At 75.1% G+C, this 18,191-nt stretch carries 15 protein-coding genes; 4 read left to right on the forward strand and 11 right to left on the reverse strand.

Annotation, left to right across the window (positions count from 1 at the left end; genetic code table 11):
* Positions 1 to 14 precede the first annotated feature (14 nt).
* Positions 15 to 1,286, forward strand: a complete 1,272-nt coding sequence (locus DEU31_RS00675) for a mannitol dehydrogenase family protein (RefSeq protein ID WP_133675039.1) — start codon at positions 15 to 17, stop codon at positions 1,284 to 1,286.
* Between the two features lie 318 nt (positions 1,287 to 1,604).
* Here DEU31_RS00675 and DEU31_RS00680 read toward each other — a convergent pair whose 3' ends face one another.
* The 5 genes from DEU31_RS00680 to DEU31_RS00700 form a co-directional block, all read right to left on the reverse strand.
* A complete protein-coding gene (locus DEU31_RS00680) occupies positions 1,605 to 3,095 on the reverse strand; it encodes a gluconokinase (RefSeq protein WP_010552112.1) in 1,491 nt (496 codons plus the stop codon).
* A 309-nt stretch (positions 3,096 to 3,404) separates the two neighbouring features.
* A complete protein-coding gene (locus DEU31_RS00685; protein ID WP_133675041.1) occupies positions 3,405 to 4,652 on the reverse strand; it encodes a Dyp-type peroxidase in 1,248 nt (415 codons plus the stop codon).
* Positions 4,649 to 5,338 carry a copper chaperone PCu(A)C gene (locus DEU31_RS00690; RefSeq protein WP_133675044.1) on the reverse strand — a complete coding sequence of 230 codons (690 nt, stop codon included), beginning with the start codon at positions 5,336 to 5,338 and terminating at the stop codon, positions 4,649 to 4,651. Before DEU31_RS00690 ends, DEU31_RS00685 begins: the two co-directional genes overlap by 4 nt.
* A gap of 272 nt (positions 5,339 to 5,610) precedes the next feature.
* Complete coding sequence (locus DEU31_RS00695; protein ID WP_010552115.1) at positions 5,611 to 6,300, reverse strand: hypothetical protein; 690 nt, start codon at positions 6,298 to 6,300, stop codon at positions 5,611 to 5,613.
* Between the two features lie 80 nt (positions 6,301 to 6,380).
* A complete protein-coding gene (locus DEU31_RS00700) occupies positions 6,381 to 7,415 on the reverse strand; it encodes a universal stress protein (RefSeq protein ID WP_010552116.1) in 1,035 nt (344 codons plus the stop codon).
* Between the two features lie 289 nt (positions 7,416 to 7,704).
* On the opposite strand from DEU31_RS00700, the gene DEU31_RS00705 reads away from it, so the two are divergent.
* Positions 7,705 to 8,850, forward strand: coding sequence for a glycerol dehydrogenase (locus DEU31_RS00705; protein WP_133675046.1), 1,146 nt, complete (start codon positions 7,705 to 7,707; stop codon positions 8,848 to 8,850).
* A 188-nt stretch (positions 8,851 to 9,038) separates the two neighbouring features.
* Entirely contained in the window at positions 9,039 to 9,329 is a 291-nt protein-coding gene (locus tag DEU31_RS00710) for a DUF1905 domain-containing protein (RefSeq protein WP_133675048.1), read from the forward strand.
* A gap of 10 nt (positions 9,330 to 9,339) precedes the next feature.
* Here the strand turns inward: DEU31_RS00710 and DEU31_RS00715 are convergent, their stop codons facing one another.
* Positions 9,340 to 9,918: an SRPBCC domain-containing protein gene (locus DEU31_RS00715; RefSeq protein WP_133675050.1), complete on the reverse strand. Its 579-nt coding sequence runs from the start codon at positions 9,916 to 9,918 to the stop codon at positions 9,340 to 9,342.
* Between the two features lie 88 nt (positions 9,919 to 10,006).
* Positions 10,007 to 11,089 (reverse strand): LysR family transcriptional regulator, encoded by a 1,083-nt coding sequence (locus tag DEU31_RS00720; RefSeq protein WP_133675051.1) that lies wholly within the window; start codon positions 11,087 to 11,089, stop codon positions 10,007 to 10,009.
* Between the two features lie 89 nt (positions 11,090 to 11,178).
* Between DEU31_RS00720 and DEU31_RS00725 the strand changes: the two genes are divergently transcribed.
* The gene (locus DEU31_RS00725) at positions 11,179 to 11,487 is read left to right on the forward strand and encodes a hypothetical protein (RefSeq protein WP_010552120.1); all 309 of its coding nucleotides are present in this window, start codon (positions 11,179 to 11,181) and stop codon (positions 11,485 to 11,487) included.
* Between the two features lie 28 nt (positions 11,488 to 11,515).
* Here DEU31_RS00725 and DEU31_RS00730 read toward each other — a convergent pair whose 3' ends face one another.
* The 4 genes from DEU31_RS00730 to DEU31_RS00745 form a co-directional block, all read right to left on the reverse strand.
* Entirely contained in the window at positions 11,516 to 12,511 is a 996-nt protein-coding gene (locus DEU31_RS00730) for a universal stress protein (RefSeq protein ID WP_010552121.1), read from the reverse strand.
* 222 nt (positions 12,512 to 12,733) lie between these two features.
* Positions 12,734 to 16,297: a S41 family peptidase gene (locus DEU31_RS00735; protein WP_133675053.1), complete on the reverse strand. Its 3,564-nt coding sequence runs from the start codon at positions 16,295 to 16,297 to the stop codon at positions 12,734 to 12,736.
* Positions 16,298 to 16,361: 64 nt separating this feature from the next.
* Positions 16,362 to 17,192, reverse strand: a complete 831-nt coding sequence (locus tag DEU31_RS00740; protein ID WP_133675055.1) for an S-layer homology domain-containing protein — start codon at positions 17,190 to 17,192, stop codon at positions 16,362 to 16,364.
* Positions 17,183 to 18,130 carry a hypothetical protein gene (locus tag DEU31_RS00745; protein ID WP_133675057.1) on the reverse strand — a complete coding sequence of 316 codons (948 nt, stop codon included), beginning with the start codon at positions 18,128 to 18,130 and terminating at the stop codon, positions 17,183 to 17,185. The genes DEU31_RS00740 and DEU31_RS00745 overlap by 10 nt, the downstream gene beginning before the upstream one ends.
* Positions 18,131 to 18,191: the final 61 nt, after the last annotated feature.

Genomic DNA, 18,191 nt, shown 5'->3' on the forward strand with positions numbered 1-18,191 from the left:
GAGGAAACGCCCTGATGAACGCACCCGCCCCCTCCGACGTCGGCCGTCTGGTCCACCTCGGCATCGGCAACTTCGCCCGCGCCCACACCCTGCAGGCCACCGCCGTGGCCGGCGGCTGGTCCGTCGTCGCCTTCACCGGACGCTCCGCCGCGATGGCCGATGCGCTGAACGCCCAGGGCGGCAAGTACGGCCTGATCGTGCGCGGCCCCGAGGCCGACGAGGTCGGCGTCCTCGACGTGATCGACGAGGTCCACCCCGCCGCCGACGTCGACGCCCTGGTCGCCCTGCTCGCCGACCCCTTCACCACCGTGGTCACCCTGACCATCACCGAGAAGGGCTACTCCGCCGGCTCCGACCCCGCGACCTCCGCCCCGGCCCGCATCGCGCTCGGCCTCAAGGCCCGCCGCGAGGCCGGCGTCACCGAGCCGATCGCGCTGGTCTCCTGCGACAACCTCACCGGCAACGGCGAGGTGCTCGGCCAGGCCGTCCGCGCCGAGCTCGACGAGGAGACCGCCGTCTGGTTCGAGGACCACGTCGACGTCATCTCCTCCATGGTCGACCGCATCACCCCCTCGGCCGACGACGGCGCCGCGGACACCGTGCGCGAGCAGACCGGCTTCGCCGACGCCGTCCCGGTGGTCACCGAGCCCTTCACCGAGTGGGTCATCGAGGACCGCTTCCGCGGCCGCCGCCCCGAGTGGGAGAAGGCCGGGGTGCAGTTCACCGACGACATCGAGGTGCACGAGCGCCGCAAGCTGCGCCTGCTCAACGGCGCCCACACCCTCATGGCCTACGCCGGCCAGGTCGCTGGCGTCACGCGCGTGGACGAGGCGATCGGCCACCGCGAGGTGCGCGCCCTGGTCGAGCAGCTGTGGAGCGAGGCTCGGGAGACGCTGCCGCTGCCGGCCGACGAGCTCGACGCCTACACCTCCGCCCTCGAGGAGCGCTTCCGCAACCCGCGCCTTGCCGACAACCTGATCCGCATCGCCGCCGACGGCACTGCGAAGCTGCCCGTGCGGGCGCTGCCCGTGATCGCCGAGCTCGGCGGCCCGGACAAGGCCCCGGGCGAGGTCGCGGCCGTCGCCGCCTGGACCGCCTGGGTCACCGACCGGGTGCGCGCCGGGCACGAGGTGCAGGACCCGAAGAGCGCCGAGATCGCCTCGGCGGCCGGGATCCAGGACGCGACCGAGCGGGTCACCGCCCTGCTCGCCCTGCTCGACGTGGCCGCCCGCGACCCGCTGGTCGCGGCTGTCGTCGCCGAGGAGCAGCGCCTGCCCCGCCCCTGAGGTCCGGGTGTTTCGGCTCCGGCCGAACCTGACGCCCCGCGGACCTGTTCCGCGGGGCGTCGTGCTGTCCGTGCGGTGCGCCTGAGACTCAGCGCTCCTGTTCCTCGGGGCATCAGGTCCCCGCCGCGGCAGGGCTCTCTCCGGCACCGCGGCCCTCCCACGTCCGTGATCTGATCCACGCCGCGCCAGGCGATGGTGCGGTGATGGCGCATGGCGTGCCTCTGTGCCTCTATAGGCATAGAGGCACGCCATGCGCCATCTGCAGACCATGCACCGCGGCCAGCGCATGCGGTGCCCGTGCGAGCGAGCCGCCTCGCTTCAGGCCAGGTCGGCGAGCTTCTCGAAGCGCTCGAGGCGCTCGCGGTAGTAGTCCTGGTGGGCGAGCACCGGCTCGACCCGGGCGAGCACCGGCGCCTCGGCGACGCGGATCTCGGGCGCGGCCTGCTCGAGGGCCATCACGGCCGCGCCGCGCATGGTCGAGCGGGAGACGGCGACGTGGTCGATCGGCATGGCGAGCGCGTCGGAGAGCAGGTGCAGCCAGCCGGGGATCGCCCCGGTCATGCCGCCCGAGAGCACGATCCGCTCGGGCTCGCCGCCGGCCTCGCGCATCTGGTCGGCGATGCGCAGGAACGACAGGGCCACGCCCTCCATCGCGCCGAGCAGCATGTCCTTCCAGGTGGTGGAGGCGCCGACGTTCGCGAACATCGCCCGGGAGGAGCCGCGCCACTTCGTGCCGCGCTCTCCGGAGAAGAACGGGATCACCAGCGGGGTGCCGGCCGAGGGCGGGCCGGAGAACAGGGTCGCGGTGTCGGTCGCGTCGATGTCGAAGGGCATCGCGAGCTCGTTGCGGCACCAGTCCAGCACGCGCCCGCAGTCGCTCATCGCGGAGCCGACGAGGGTGCGACGCTGGTCCACGCGGTACGCCCACAGCCCGGAGGGGAGGGCGGGGATGTCGGTGTCCAGGAGCTGGCGGATCGCACCGGAGGTCGCGGTGGAGATGCCCCAGGTGCCGGTCCCGAGCGCGCCGATGCCGAGGTTCGCAGCGAGGCCGTCGCCGATCACGGGCAGCCACACGGCTTCTGCCAGCTGCGGGAACTCGGCGGCCAGCGGGGTGCCGGCGACGGGCAGCGCGTCGTCGGGGTCGATCGCGAGGCCCATCGCGGCCTCGTCCACGCCCACGGCGTCGAGCAGCTCGGGCACGTACTGCCCGGTGCGCCTGTCGATCATGCCGGACCAGGCTGCGGAGGCGGTGCCGAGCGCGGGCGTGCCCAGCAGCTTGAAGGCCACGTACTCGCCGAGCGCCATGAACCGCTCGGTGCGGGCGAAGACCTCGGGGTGCTCCTTGCGCAGCCACAGCAGCCGCGGCGCGGTGTAGGAGGAGTGGAGGCGGGCGCCGGTGCGCTCGTGCAGGGCGTCGACGTCGACGCGGGAGGCGAGCTCGCCCACCTGGGCGTGGCAGCGGGTGTCTGCGTAGGTGATGCACGGGGTCAACGCGTTGCCGGCCGTGTCGACCGCGATCAGCGAGGAGGCGAAGGTGTCGAAGCCGATCGCGCGCACGTCGCCGGGCAGCTCGCCGTGGCCGAGCACGGCGGAGAGCGCGGTGCGGATCTCCGCGACGATCTGGTCGGCGTCGATCGTGCTGGTGCCGTCGTCGTCGACCGTGAAGGCGTGGATCTCCTTGTGCTGGAGCTTGCCGACCTCGCGGCCCGAGACGTCGTACACGGCGGCGCGGGTGCCGCCCGAGCCGATGTCGATCCCGACGACCAGGGGTCCCTGGGCGTCCTCGGCCGGGATGTTGAAGCGGGGCATGGATGATCTCCTGCGGTCGTCGGGGCCTGCGCGTGCGAGCACGACGGTCCGGGCGGTCGTGCCGGGGCGCAGGGGGTTCCGGCCAGCATACGAGGACCTCGCACAAGGCCGACGGGCTCGCCACGGGTTGCCACCTGCCGGCTGTCGATCTCCCGCACTCGCCGCCCTCCTCGTCGGTTCGTCGTGGAGGGCCCGGTAGAAAGGGGACTCCAGCGGCACGGTGAGGAGCTCAGCTCCGCACCGTGCCGCTGGAGTCCCTTCTGTGCAGACGGCGCTCGGTTGCGGCCGGACGGGACGGCGGCGGCTCGGCTACTCCAGCACGGACTGCCCCAGGAACTCGCCCTCGGCGCAGCCGGGCGGGATCGCGAACACGGCCGAGCCGATCGGGGTGGTCCACTGGTTCAGCAGGTCCAGCTCGTCCAGGCGGCGCTGGATCGGCAGGAACTGCGTGAGCGGATCGGCCTGGAAGGACACGAACACCTGCCCCGCCTCGGACAGCAGCCCCGAGCCTGGCGCCGGCGCGTGCTCGTAGTTGTACGGCCGACGGTAGATCTCCTGGTGCTCGCCGTCGTCGACCCCGCGGGCCCGACGCATGTGCGAGAACTCCCCGATCACCGGGAAGCCGTTCGCGGAGACCTTCTCGAAGTCCGGCGGGGTGCTCTCGTCCCCGCCCGACAGCGGCGCGCCGTCGTCCTGTCGGGTGCCGGTCGCGGCGTCCCGCGCCCCGCGGTCGGCCTCGTCCCAGCCGTCGAGGTCCATGCGGATCCGACGCACCACCATCGAGGTGCCGCCCGCGAAGGGGCCGTCCTCGATCCAGACCACCTTCGCGAAGTGCTCGCTGCCGGGGGCGGGGTTCGCGGTGCCGTCGAGCTGGCCGAAGAGGTTCCGCAGGGTGCTGCCGGGCCTCACGACGCCGGGGGAGCGGCGGAAGCCCGTCTGCCCCCACCGGGGAGTCGTGAAGGCGCGGGCGTCCTTCAGCAGCATCCGTGCGGCGTGGGAGGCCGTCAGCGGATCGTCGGCCGCGACCTGCAGCAGCAGGTCCCCGCCCGACCACTGCTCCTCGAGCTCGTCGATGCCGAAGGCGGGCAGGGGCGCGAGCCAGTCCGGCGCCGGGCGCTCGGCCCGGGACATCAGCCCCGGGCCGAAGCCGGCGGTGATCGTGAGGGAGGCGGGCTCGGTCGCGAGCTCCGGCTCGGTGTCCGCGAGCGCCGGCTCGCCCCGGGTGAGGCGGGCGGCGTCGTCGGTGAGCAGGCGCAGCATCCGCAGCACGCCGTCCCGGTCCACGTCCTCACGCAGGTCCAGGGCCAGCAGCGTGGCCGACGCCGGGGCGGGCGTCTCGACCCCGGCTTGGTGCACGCCGTGGAAGGGGACGGTCGGGCCGCCGTAGGGCGCCTGGCCGGGCGCCGACTCCTCGGCAGGGGCGGCGGGGTCGCCGAAGGAGCGGCCGAGCCCGACCCCCGCGGCGCCGATGCCGAGCGCGCCGGCGCCGAGGGTGCCGGCCCGCAGCAGGTGGCGCCGGCCGGGGCGGGCGGGGGTGCGGTCGTCGGGGGAGGTCACTCTGCACCGTCCTCGGACTCGGAGCCCTCCGCGGGCTCGTCGGCGCTGTGGCCGCCGTGGTCGCCGTGTCCGTCGGCGTCGTGCCCGTCGTGCTCGCCGCCGCCGTCGGAGGCGCCGGAGCCGGACGAGCCCTCGGGCTCGTAGTGCTCCTGCGCTCCGGCGAAGTCCTTCACGGTGGCGGTGACGACCAGCTCGGTGCCGTCCTCGCACTGCAGCGTCAGCTCCACCTCGTCGCCGGGCTGCAGCGGCGTGGCGAGGTCCATGAGCATGAGGTGGTTCCCGCCCGGCTCGAGCACCAGCTCGCCGCCGTCGGGGACGGGGAAGCCGCCCTCCTTCTCCCGCATGCTCATGCCGCCGGAGCCGTCGCCCATGGTCTCGTGCAGCTCGACCATCCCGGCCGACGGGGTGCTCGCTGCGATCAGCTGCAGATCGCGGCCGGTGTCGTTGGTGAGGGTGCCGAAGGCGGAGGTCATGCCCTCCTCGGCGGCCTTCACCCACGGGTCGACGAGGGTGAGCCCTTCGGCGCTCGTGCCGCCGCCGTCCGAGGCGCCGCCCGAGGAAGGTGCGGAGGGGTCGGAGCTGCAGGAGGCGAGCGGCAGGAGCAGCGCCGCGGCCAGGGCGGCCCGGCGGGTGGGACGGGCGAGGGAGGGCAGGAAGGAACGCTGGGACAGGGAATGCTGAGACATGGAAGGTCCTCTCGAAGGGCCGACGGTCCGCGGCGCAGGGGCGTGCGGGCAGCGGTCGGCGCGGACCCGTGCGGCAGGCGTGCCGGACGGGTGATGGTCGATCGGGGAGGGCCCGAGCGGGCGCGTCGGTGCGCGGTCGTCACGCGCGGGGCGGTCGGCATCGGACGCCGTGCCGCCGGGCGCGAGGGCACCGGGCATCGTGCCGCGGGGAGGCGAGGTCCCGGGCGCTTGGGCGCCGGGCGCTGCCGGACGACGAAGGGCGTCGTCCCTGCTCAGGCCGCGAGGACCACCGGAGGGCCCCGGCGCAGCTGCGGGGTGAGGACGGCACGCTGGGCGTGCAGGAGATGGGGTGCCGCGGGCAGGGGCCGGGCCGGCCGCTCGGGCACCAGCAGCGTGATCAGCAGCAGCAGCGGCGGATGCGCGAGCACCGCGAGGACCGTCAGCGCCAGGCGTGCGCAGCGCATCAGCACCGACTCACCGTGCTGCAGTAGCACCGCGGTCACCATCGCGGCGAGCACGTGCAGCAGGAGCATCCGGAGATCGGAGTGGCTGCCGTGCAGGGCATGGTCGGCGACCGACGCGACCCCCTCGCCGCCGTCGCCGTGAGCGTCGTGCCCGACGACGCCCCCGGCGCCGTGCCCTGCGCGGCCCGCGCCGTGGCCCAGATGGGAGCCCGGCGGGTCCACGAGGGCCCGCCCCGGGTCACCGGGCGTGCCCGCGCTGAACAGTCCGTGGAACAGCGCCTGGCTGGCCAGTACCGCGACGCCCATCCGGGCCAGGGAGAAGTGCGTGCCCGCCAGCAGCGTGCACACGGCGACCGCGAGCCACCAGGGCACGAGGATCCCGAGCCAGGCCGGCATCGCCCCGCCGCCCGCGAGGTGGCCGCCGAGCGCGACGGCGGTCGCGATCGAGGCGGCGGTGCCTCCGCGCACGAGGCGCAGCGGCGAGCGGGAGGCGGACATGTCGCCATTCTGCCCCGTCGGGCCGCGCAGCGCGGCGCGAGATGCCCCTCGTCGGTGCGACCGGCCGGGGTCCGCGCGTACTACGTGGCGTGGGACGGCACCACCATCACCGGCCCCTCGGCGTGCTGGAGCAGGCCACGGGAGACCGAGCCGAGCAGGGTGCTGGTCACGCGCCCGTGCCCGCGGGTGCCGACGACGGTGAGCTGCGCATCGGTCGACTCCGCGATCAGCAGCCGTACGGGGTCGCCGACCAGGACCTCGCTGGTGATCCTGAGCTCGGGCTGCTTCCGGCGACGCTGCTCGAGGCCTCGTTCGAGCCGGGCCGCGGCCCGTGAGCGATGGGTCCGGACGACATCGGGGTCCGGGCGCCAGGCCGCATAGGAGCCGCCCCAGTCCTCCAGGGACGGGATCACCATGAGCACGCGCAGCGAGGTGCCGCGGGACAGCGCCGCCTGCGCGGCCACGTCCAGCGCCGCCTCGGCCCGGGCGGAGCCGTCGGTGCCCACGGTCACGGGGGCGTCCTCCTCGATGGGCTCGAAGCGGTGCGCGCCCTCGCCGAGCTCGTAGCCGCGATGCACCACGACGGTGGGGCAGTGCGCATGGGCGGGGAGCGCGGCGGAGACCGAGCCGAGCAGCCGGCCGAGGAAGCCGCCGCGTCCGCGCGCGCCGACGACGGCCACAGCGGCCTGGGCCGACAGCTTCACGAGCACGCCCGCGGCATCGCCCCATTCGGCGCGCAGGTCGACGGCTCCGCTGTAGTCGCGCAGGTGCTCCCGCGCCTCGTCGAGCAGCTCGCGGGCGGCGTTCAGCCGCGCGACCTCGGCCGGGACGACCGGGGTGAGCGCCGCCTCGGCGTAGGCCATGGTCGGCACGGTGTAGGCGGTGACCACGGTGAGCGGCAGATCCTGGCGCAGCGCGGCGCGGGCGGCGTAGTGCAGCGCCTGGACGGCCTGCTCGGAGCCGTCGTAGCCGATGAGCACACCGAGCGGCCGGTCCCCGTCCAGCGAGGTGCCGGGCGCGTCGGAGGCGCCGGGCGCCGGGGCGGCGTCGGTCGGTGCAGAGGTGTCGGCGGGGCTGGTCCGGGCGGGCTGGGCGGTGACGTCGTCGTCGGGCATCTCGACCTCCTGGGCCGGGGGCTCCCTGGGCCGACGGGGCCGCCCCCGTGGGTCTCCTCCGCCGGTGCGTCGATCCTAGTCGCGGCCGGACCCGCCCGCGCGGGGCCGAGGTCCCGCGGCGGGGGCGAGCGCCGCGGTCGGGCATCTTCGGGTCCGCCCCCCCGGGGGAGGGACGGCCGGACTTCTCGACCGACGAGAACCCTCGTTGCCGCGCAACCGGGACGGGACGAGGCTGGAGCGCGGGCTCGTGGTCGCGGGCCCGCCCGCCGGCCCGAAGGAGCGCCACGCCATGTCCGAGCTCACCGTCCTCGCCAGCCCGAGCCGCTATGTCCAGGGGAAGGGGGCGCTCGACGCGCTCGGCACCCATCTCGCCCCCCTCGGGAGCAGCCCACTGCTCGTTGCCGATGACACCGTCTGGGGGCTCTTCTCCGAGCAGGTCACCGCCTCGTTCGCCGCGGCGGGCCTGCCCGTGGTGCGCGTCGGCTTCGAGCGCTTCGCGACGCCGGATGCCGTCGACGCGCTGGTCGTCGCGATCGCCGCCGGCGGCCATGATGTGATCGTGGGCCTCGGCGGCGGATCGAGCATCGACGCCGCGAAGGCGGCCGGGCACCTCGCCGGGATCCGCTGGGCGAGCGTGCCCACGGCGGCCTCCTCCGATGCGCCGACCTCCGCGCTCGCGGTGATCTACACGGCCGAGGGCGAGTTCCACGAGTACCGCTTCTTCCCCCGCAACCCGGACCTCGTCCTCATCGACACCCAGGTCGTGGCCGAGGCGCCGGCGCGCTTCCTCGCCGCCGGGATCGGCGACGCGCTGGCCACCTGGCTCGAGGCGCGCGCCACCCGCCGCGGCACCGCCACGGCGATGGCCGGCGGTCGCCCCACCCTCGCCGGCACCGCGCTGGCGGAGCTGAGCTGGGACATCCTGTGGGAGAACGCGCTGCCGGCGCTCGATGCGGTCGCCGCGCGCGTGGTCACTCCCGCCCTGGAGGCCGTGGTCGAGGCGAACACGCTGCTGTCCGGGCTGGGCTTCGAGTCCGGGGGTCTCGCCGCCGCGCACGCGATCCACAACGGGCTGACCGCCGCCCCGCAGACGCACGGGCTCACCCATGGCCAGAAGGTCAACATCGGCTCCCTCGCCCAGCTCGTCCTCGAGGGCGCCCCCGCCCAGGAGATCGAGGACTTCATCGTGTTCACGACGAAGGTGGGCCTGCCGAACACCCTCACCGAGATCGGGCTGTCCCCCGAGGACGGGACGGAGCTCCGCGCTGTCGCCGAGGCCGCGACGGCGGAGGGCGAGACGATCCACGCGATGCCCTTCCCGGTGACGGCCGACGACGTCCTGGCCGCGCTCACCGCCCTCGAGGGGCTGTCGCGACGCGTGCGCCGGGAGCACGGCCTTCCCGAGCCCGAGCTGTACACCGGCGGAGGTCACTGACCCCGGCTCGTCGGAGCCCGGGGCCGCGTCGGGCCATGTGGGGTGCGGGGTCCGCCCGGGAGGGGTGTCGGGCGGCCCACGAGGAGTTACCGCCGAGTCATGTGCAGTGGTGTTCCGTGGGCGGAACACAGCGACGCATGACTTCTCGGTAACCCCTGGGGGTGGGGCGAAGGCCGGTCGCTCCCGGCATGGTCCTCCGCTTCCGGGCCCCGACGATCGAGTGGCGCGGCCCCGCCCCGTTCGTCTTCGCGCGCGTGCCGGAGGAGGAGGCCGACGCGATCGCCGCGATCTCGGGCAGCACCAGCTACGGCTGGGGCTGCATCGCGGTCGAGGCCCGGATCGGCGACACCGACTTCACCACCTCGCTGTTCCCGCGCGAGGGCGGCTATCTCGTGCCGGTGAAGGTCGCGGTGCAGCGCGCTGAGGGGGTCGAGGTGGGCGACGAGGTCGAGGTCGCCCTCCACATCGAGGAGCGCTGAGCGCGTCGGGTCAGGCGTCCTGGCCGGGCGTGGGGCCGTGCGGGTGGCCGAACTCGTCGGCGTAGCGGGCCCGCAGCTCCTCCCAGCCGTGCTCGAGGGCGTCCATCCCCACGAGCCTCTGCTGGTCCAGGCCCTCGAGCCGGGCGTCGAGCACCGCCAGGCACACATGCCACCCGGCCGCGAAGTACTGCGCCTGCTGCGGGTCCGGCAGGGTGACCTGCAGGTCGAGCTGCCCCTCGTCGACCATCCAGCCGAGGGTCGACTCGCCCCAGCGATGGGTGAGCGCGTGTTCGCCGGCGATCGCGAGCACGTCGGCGGTGACCGGGTCCTCCCCGGGGTTCTCGCGCGAGAGGGCCGGGCCCGGCGAGGTCAGGGCGCGGTCCGGCACGACGGGCGACCAGCGTGCGAGCTGGGCGGGGTCCGTGAGCGCCTCCCACAGCTGCGCGGCGGTGCCGGCCAGGTCGACCTCCATCACCAGGGAGCCGTCGGCGAGCTCGGCGCGCACGGGCAGATCACGGATGCGGGCGTCGATGTCGGGATTCCCGGCGATGGTGGGGTTCTCAGCGGGGGCGGGGTGCTCGGCGGTCATGGATCCTCCTCGGTGTCGGTGTCGGTGTCGGTGTCGGTGTCGGTGTCGGTGTCGTGCGGGCCGGGTCGGTGCAGTGCGGGGCGAGCCCTCAGAGCACGGCGGCGGGCATCCCCGCATCGGCGTCGACGGGGCCGTCCGTCGCGCCGGAGGGGGCGGCCGACGTGCCGGTAGGACTGCCCGGCGCGCCCGAGTGGTCGCCCGTCGCGCCGGAGGAGGGGTCGCCCGTCGGGGCCGCGCGGCGAGCGCCCGAGGCCAGGTGCACCACGCCCGGGATGGTGCGCGCCCTGTGCTCGGACCGGTCGTGGAGTCGGTCGAGGATGAACCGCGTCGCCGGGCTGCGGGAGACCGCGCAGCGCACCTGCACGCGCAGCCGGCGGCGCGGGCCCGGTCCGGCGAGGGGCACCGCGACCACGTCCGGACGGAGGTCCTCCGCGATCAGCGAGGGCTGGACGGTCACGTAGTCCCCGGTCGCGACGAAGCCGAGCACGGTGGGGAAGTCCCGCGGGTTCACCGCGACGGCAGGGCTGAAACCGGCCGCGCGGCACGCCGCCGCGATGCGCTCGAACCAGGAGGAGTCCAGCGGGTCGTCGGTCGCCCAGGGCTCGTCGGCCAGCTCCTTGAGCGTCACCTCGGAGCGCGACGCGAGCGGGTGGTCGAGGCCGACGATGACGACGTACCCCTCCTCGAGCAGGTCCTGGCACTCCCACTCCTCGGCCCTCTCCAGGGGGAGCCCCTCGCCGACGACGATGTCGAAGCCGTCCGCGCCCACATCGGCATCGGTGCACTCGCGCACGCGGAAGTCGAGGCCCAGCTCGGGGAAGCGTCGGCGCACGTCGAGGGTGAGCTGCGGGATCCAGGTGGCGGCGAAGGAGCCCGCATAGCCGAGCCGGAGCGTGCCGGTGCGCCCGGAGCGCAGGTCCTGCACGGTGCGGTCGAGCGCGGCGAGCGCCTCGAGGGCGGGGCCTGCCTGCTCGGCCAGCGCCCTCCCGTGCGCCGTGACCACGATCCCTCGGCCCGAGCGCTCCACGAGCTCCAGACTCGTCTCGCGCCGCAGGCTGGACAGGTGCTGGCTCACGGCCGACGGGGTGTAGCCGAGCGCCTCCGCGCTCGCGCGGATGCTGCCGGTCTCGACGACGGAGCGGAGGACGCGGAGCTTGAGCGGATCGAGCATGCCGCGACCCTACCTCTGTTCAGTCCGACTGAACAGAGGGGTGCAGATCATCGCTTGTGCTGAAGAGTGCAGGGGCGAAGGATCGAGCCATGACCGCAGCACTCCTCGGACTCCTGTTCATCGTCCTCATCGCCCTCCTCGCCGTCGCCCTCGGATCCCTCACCCGCCTGATCGCCGCCCGGATCGTCACCCCGCGCGAGGAGCACGAGCGCCTCTCCGTCGCCGGGCGGATCGCGCGCGGGAATGCGCTCATCGCCCGCGAGCTCCGGCCCGACGGGACCCATCCCGTCGCTCGCACCGCCGAGCGCACGGACGGGGCCGCCGCGGAGCCCGGGCGGGAGCCGCGGCAGGACCTCGCCGTGCGCTTCCCGGAGATCGCCGCCCACTCGCTGCGCTGAGCGGGTGGGGCGCCGGGCACGGCCCGACTCAGCGGGGGCGTCGCCGGTCGTGGCCGATCCGCGAGATGTCCAGGTCCGGCACCACCATCACCGGGCCCTGCGCCCGCTCCAGCAGGCCGCGGGAGACCGAGCCGAGCAGGGCGCTCATCATGCGGCCCCGTCCACGGGTCCCCACCACCGTCAGTCGCGCGTCGCGCGAGCGCTCCACCAGCAGAGCGACGGGATCGCCGACCTCGACCGAGGCGGTGACCGCCACCTCGGGGTTCCGGTCGCGCAGCGCCCGGGCCTCGCCCTCGAGCAGGGCGAGGAGCTCCTCCCGCTGTCGGTCCAGGAACTGCTGGTCGGGCACCGCGGCGAGCGCGGAGCTGGACCAGGTGTCCAGCGGCGGGATCGCCTGCAGCAGGTGCAGCGGCGCCCCGGCAGCCGCCGCCGCCCGCTGCGCGAGGGTGGTCAGCGTGCTGTCCTCGCTGCCGTCCAGCCCCACCACCACGGGCTCCGTGCCCGGCACCTGGGTGAAGCGTTCGCGACCGGTGGTCTCGGGCACCACGTAGCCGGCGGGGACCACCACCGTCGGGCAGTGCGCATGGGCGGGCAGCGCCTCGGAGACCGAGCCCAGCAGGCGCCCCAGGAAGCCGCCCCGGCCGCGAGAGCCGACCACGGCGAGGCGGGCGAGCGCGGAGAGCTCGACGAGCACGCCGGCCGCATCGCCCTGGACGGACTCGAGCGCGACCTCGCCCGGATAGCCCTCCAGGTGCGGGAGGGCGCCCGCGGCGACCTGCCGGGACGCGGCCGCACGGGCCTCGTCCTCGGGCACCGGCGGCAGCGAGGCCATGTTCGGGTAGACCATCACGGGCACCGTGAACGCGGAGACCACCGTGAGACGGCAGCCGATCCCCAGCGCCATCGTCGCCGCATAGTGGAGGGCCTGGATCGCCTGGTCGGAGCCGTCGTAGCCGACGAGCACCCCGACCGGACGGGACTCGGGATCGAAGAGCAGGGGAGTGGAGCTGTCGTCGGCGGGCATCGGGGCCTCCGTTCCGGGGGCGCGGCGCGACCGTCGACGGGATGCCCCCATCGGTCGAGCCCGCCGTCGGTACCTCCGAGGGTACGACCGTCCGGCCTGCGCGGCCAGGGCCGAAGTCCCTGGCCTTGCCCCGGACGCGCCCTGACCTCGTCCCGGACGCACCTCGCCCGACCGCTGATGCGCGCGGCCGGGCGAGACGCGGCGGAGCGACCGCCGGGAGGCTCAGCCCCTCGGCGTGCCGAAGCGCGGGGCGGGCAGAGGCGGCGGGACCGCGGCGGGCGTCTGCTCCAGCAGCGCGAGCGCCTCCGTCACGCCGCGGGCGAGCTGCGGATCCTCGCCCGCCACCCAGGCGCTGGGCGGAAGCGGCACCTCGATGTCGGGCTCGACGCCGTAGTTCTCGATCGCCCAGTCCTCGCCCTCGAACCAGCTGGCGTACTTCGGCTGGGTCACGCCGGTGCCGTCGACCAGGTCGTAGCGGCCGTCGATCCCGATCACACCGCCCCAGGTGCGGGTGCCGATGATCGGCCCGACCTCCAGGGCGCGGGAGACGGCGTTGACGATGTCGCCGTCGGAGCCGGCCTCCTGGTTCGTCACCAGCACCACGGCGCCGCGCGGCGCGAAGGCGGGGTAGGTGCCCGGCCGCTCGTGGCGCGGGTAGTCCCAGGACAGCACCCGACGCGCGATCCGGTCGGTGACCAGCTGGGAGGTGTGGCCGCCGCTGTTGTAGCGCACGTCCACGACCAGGCCCTCCTTCGTGGTCGCCTCGCGCAGGTCGCGGTGCATCTGCGCCCAGCCGGAGGAGACCATGTCGGGGATGTGCAGATAGCCGAGCCGGCCGCCGGAGAGCTCCGCGACCAGGGCGCGACGCGACTCGACCCACGCCTGGTAGCGCAGCTCCGAGTCGTCGCCCAGCGGCGTGACCGCCACCCGGTGCTCGTCGCCGTCGCGTCCCAGGACCAGCTCGGTCGCCTTCCCGGCGGAGCCGACGAGCGCCGCCTCGATCCCCTCGGGGCCGACGTCCCGGCCGTCCACGCGCAGCACCGCATCGCCCACGCGGGCATCGACGCCGGGGGCGAGCAGCGGCGAGCGGGCGTCCGGGTCGGAGGAGTCGCCCGGCAGGATCCGGGTGATCACCCAGCGCCCGTCCCGACGTTCGAGGTCCGCGCCGAGATGGGCCGGCAGCATCGGCGGATCGGCCTTGTACACCCCGCCCTGCACGTAGGCGTGCGAGGTGCCGAGCTCGCCCTGGACCTCCCACATCATGTCCTGGAAGTCGTCCTCGGTGACCAGGCGCTCGATGACCGGGTCGTACCAGGAGGTCATCGCGTGCCAGTCCATGCCGTCCATGTCCGCGCGCCAGTACTGCTGGGCCATGATCCGGTAGTTGTCCCAGAGCATGCCGCGCCGCTCCTTGACCGGGTCGACGGTCAGGCGCAGGCGCCCCGTGTCGATGACGATGCGGGCGGGGTCCTCGTCCTCGGCCTTGCGGGTCGCGGGGAGCTGCACCCAGTGCTCGCCCTGCCGGATCACCAGGGTCTCGCCGTCGCCGGAGACGGCCAGGTCGGTGACGTCCTCGGCGAGGACGGTGAGCTTGCGGTCCGCGAGCGACCAGTGCTCGAGGGCCGGCGAGGGGGCCTCGCCCTCGACACCGGCGCGGGCCGAGCCCAGCACCCCCTGCTGGGGGTGGCGGAGCCAGACGAAGCCGCCGGTCACGGCGGTGAGATGCGAGTAGTAGCCGGAGACGACGGGGAAGGGCACCAGGCGCGACTCGACCTGCTCGAGGTCGATGCGGGTGGCCGGCGGACGGTGCGCGTCCTCCGCCCCGGCGGCGGAGTGCGAGGTCGCGGGGTGGGAGGAGGCCTCGGCCGTGGCGGCGCTCGCCGACGGGCCGGAGGCCGCGCCCGACGGGGTCCGAGATCCCGCGCCGCCCGCCGGGCCGCGGCCGGTGCCGTCGTCCGCGGAGCCGGAGGCGGCGTCGGCCGCGGGCTTCTCCGGGGCGGGGCCCCAGCCGTCGGGGTGCGGGCCGAAGGGGTCGGGGGTGGTGCGCTCGAGGGGAAGCAGGAAAGGCCGCTCGGCGTTGACGAACCCGAGGTCGAAGACCATGTCGTCGTAGACCGTCTCGAAGGTGCGCAGGCTCAGCAGCGCCAGGTGCTTGCCGTCGGCGCTGAACGCGGGGGCGGAGTCCTGGAACTTCCCGGAGGTGAGCGCGCGACCCGTCGGCTCCTGGTCCTCGGTGTCCGAGATCATCAGGCGCGAGAGCTGCCACGAGTTCGGCTCGGCCCACACCAGCCAGCGGCCGTCCGGCGACCAGGCCAGGTCGCTGACCTCGCCGCCGCTGCTGCGGCCGATCTCGCGCACATGGTCCAGGCGCGGCGCCGCGACGGAGCTGTCGGCGTCGGACTCCCAACCGGCGTCCGCGGCCGTCGTAGCGTGGGCGCCCTTCCCGTGCGCCTCCTTGGCGGGGTCCTCGAGGCCGCGCAGGGTCACCAGGCGCACCACGTTGTCGTGGCTGACGATCGCGATGCGGGAGCCGTCGGGCGAGGGGATGGCGTGCAGGATCCGGCCCACCTCGCCCACGGCCAGGCGGATCTCCTCGCCGCCGCCGTCCAGCCGCGCCAGCGCCAGCACGTCGGAGCCGACGCCGCCCTGCTCACGATCCGAGAGGGCCTCCGCATCGGAGACGAACAGGGCGAAGGGCGAGCGGCCGAGCGGTCGCACCTCCCGCAGCCGCAGACCGCAGGCCCCGGCGAGCAGCCGCGCCGGTCCGCCGCGATGGGTGAGGGCGTGCGCGGAGCCGCGCCACTCGACGACGCTCGCGCGCGCGTCGTGCAGCGGCCGCATGGCCAGCAGGTTCTCGCTCGCCGAGGCGGGGCGCGGCAGCCGGGCGGCGCCGACGCCGGAGGCGAGCACCTCGATCTCCCGCGGCGCGGCCTCGAGGGAGTCCATCGCGAACAGGCGCCCGCGGGAGCTGAACACGATCGCGCTTCCGTCGGTCGCGGGCTCGCGCAGGTAGCCCTCCTCCGAGGTGAGGGAGGTGTGGGAGCGCAGGTCCGTGCCGTCGGCGGCGACGGACCACAGGTTCGCCGAGGCGCGATCGGTGAGGGCCGCGCCGGGGCCGGGGGTGTCGGAGGCGAACAGCAGCCGGTCCCCGTACCAGGCGATCCGCAGCTTGGAGGCGAGGATCTCGTCGAGCAGCGGCTCCCAGGAGCGGGCCGCATGCGTCTCGGCGGGCGCGTCCAGCGGCACGTCTTCGCGCGAGAGCCACAGCTTCACGGCCGTGCCGCCCTGGTAGTGCTTCCAGGAGGCCTGGTCGCGGCGCCACGGCGTCGCGACCACCGTGGTGCCGGAGGGGTGGATCGCGACCTCGCCGCTGCGGCCCAGCGGCAGCAGCGTGGTGGTGCCCTCGAGGTCGACGGCCCACAGCTGGGCATCACGTGCGACCGGCGCGGCATAGCTGGTGGTCGCGACGATGCGGCCGTCGGGCAGCCAGCCGACGACCTTCGTGGCGGGGCGGCCCCAGAAGGTCAGGCGGCGCGGCGCGGACTCGCCGGCGACGTCCGCGACCCACACCTCCGGCCCGCCCGAGGTGCGGGAGGTGAAGGCGATGTGGGCGCCGTCGGGGGAGAAGCGCGGGTGGGAGACGGGGGCGCCCTCGTCGGTGAGGCGCCAGGCACGGCCTCCCTCGAGCGGGGCGAGCCACACGTCGTTCGCGGCGGTGAAGGTGATCAGCTCGCCCCGGACGTCGGGGTGGCGGAGATAAGCGGCATGAGCGGGCGTCGTCGGCATGGTTTCCACTCTATGCCGCGGGGCCGACGTCGCCGGGTGGGAACTTGCGGCGCGGGCGGGCCGCTCAGCCGAGCGCGCTCGCGATGACGCCGTCGGCGCGGTGCAGCACGGCCGCGAGCTCGGCGCGGGTCACCGACTGCTCGCCCTGCCAGTGCGTCGACCCGTCGGGAGCCATCCCGGCGCTGGTCAGCCAGGCCGCATCCTGTGACAGCCCTGCGGGGAGGTCCCTCCCCTCGGCTCCGCCGGACCCGTCGGCGCCGCCGGAGGGCCAGACCGCGCCGATCCCCGCGAGGGCGGGACGCAGCAGCGCGGCGAGCATCCCCGAGGCGCCCTCCCGGGTCGCGGGATCCTCGGGATGGACCTTCAACTCGGCATCGCCCCAGAGCGCGCCGCGGCCGTGCAGCCACAGCAGCGCGGAGGCCTGCTCCGGGTCCTCGCCGAGGTCGACGATGAGCACCGGCACGTCCTCGAGCGGCACCGCCGGGGTGCCTGCGAAGCGGTGCAGGGCCGCGGCGACCTCGCCCCGGGTCACGACCGCGTCCGGAGAGAAGGCGCCGCCGGCCGCGGGCAGCACGCCGGTGTCGTCCGCCCAGAGCATCGCCTCGAGCCCGGCATCGCCGTCGGCCACATCGGAGAACGGGTTGCTGGCGGGGCCGAGCACTCGGGGGAGCACGACCCCGGCGGAGACCGCGCCGACCACGGCGGCGGCCGCGGCACCCGCGAGCAGCAGGGTGCGGCGCGGCGGCGTGGGGCGGGCCGGGCCGACGGGCACCACGGCGACGGGCTCCGGTGCGGAGGCGGCCGAGGTCACGAGCACGGCTCGGGCGGCGGCCGGGGCCGGTGCGCCGGGCCGGTCGGGGCGCACGCGAGGCGCCGCAGGTCGTCTCAGAGCCACCGCAGTTCCTGCATCCTTCGCACGATCGCCCAGCTCAGCACCAGGTTCCCCCAGCCGTTGAGGTGGATGCCGTCGGAGGCGATCAGCAGCGGCGGCACCACGGCCCGGGCGAGGGCGTCGTGGGTGGTGCCCTGCTCGAGCAGCTGCAGCGGCGCGAGCGGGGAGCTGGCCAGGCCCTCCTCCCCGGTCAGCAGATGCTGCACGTCCAGGAAGTGATCGCGATGAGCTTCCGCGAGCCCGGCGTTGACCTCCGCGACCGCCGCTCCCGTCGCCGAGCCGGCCTCGTCGTGCTCCGTGCACCAGTGGCCGAGGACGAGCGTGTCACCGGGCGCGGCGGCCTCGGCCATCCGGGCGGTGTGCTCGAGCACCCCCTCGACGTCGCGGATGTTGTTCTTCCCCATCCACAGCACCTGCCGCGACCCCTCCGCGATCTCGGCGAGCGAGGAGACGAACACGCCGCCGGTGACCGCTTCCGCCGGGTCCGACGGGGTGAAGTACCAGGTCCCCGAGCTGCCGTCGAGGATCCCGTCGACGTCGTCGACCCGGCCCGGCACCCTGATCGGACCGGACGGGGCGAGGTCGGAGTCGAGCGTGACCTCGAGGCGGGAGGTGCCCGGCTCGGGATCGCCCCGGCCGATCAGCGTCGGGGTGTCCAGGCCGCGCTGGAGCAGGGTGTGCCGGGACCAGGACGCGCCCACGCCGAAGGGGTGCACGGGAGCGGGGGCCGCCGCGAGCGCGAGGTGCTCGTGGATCCGCACCGGCACGGCGGTCGCCTCGTCGCCGCCCTCGGAGCTCATCGAGGAGGAGCCCCACAGCGTCAGTGCGGGGGCCTCGGACTCCGGATGCAGCAGGCGGCGCGAGGCCTCGGTGCCGGTCAGGGCGGAGGACGGGAAGAGGGGTGCAGCAGGCGCGGCCGGGGCGGCGGCATGCTGCGGCATCACGGTCCTCCGTGGTGGTGTGTGGGGCGAGCGCCCCACCGACGCTCACGGCGCCCAGCTT

Source organism: Brachybacterium sp. AG952 (genome assembly GCF_004362645.1).
GTDB lineage: Bacteria > Actinomycetota > Actinomycetes > Actinomycetales > Dermabacteraceae > Brachybacterium > Brachybacterium conglomeratum.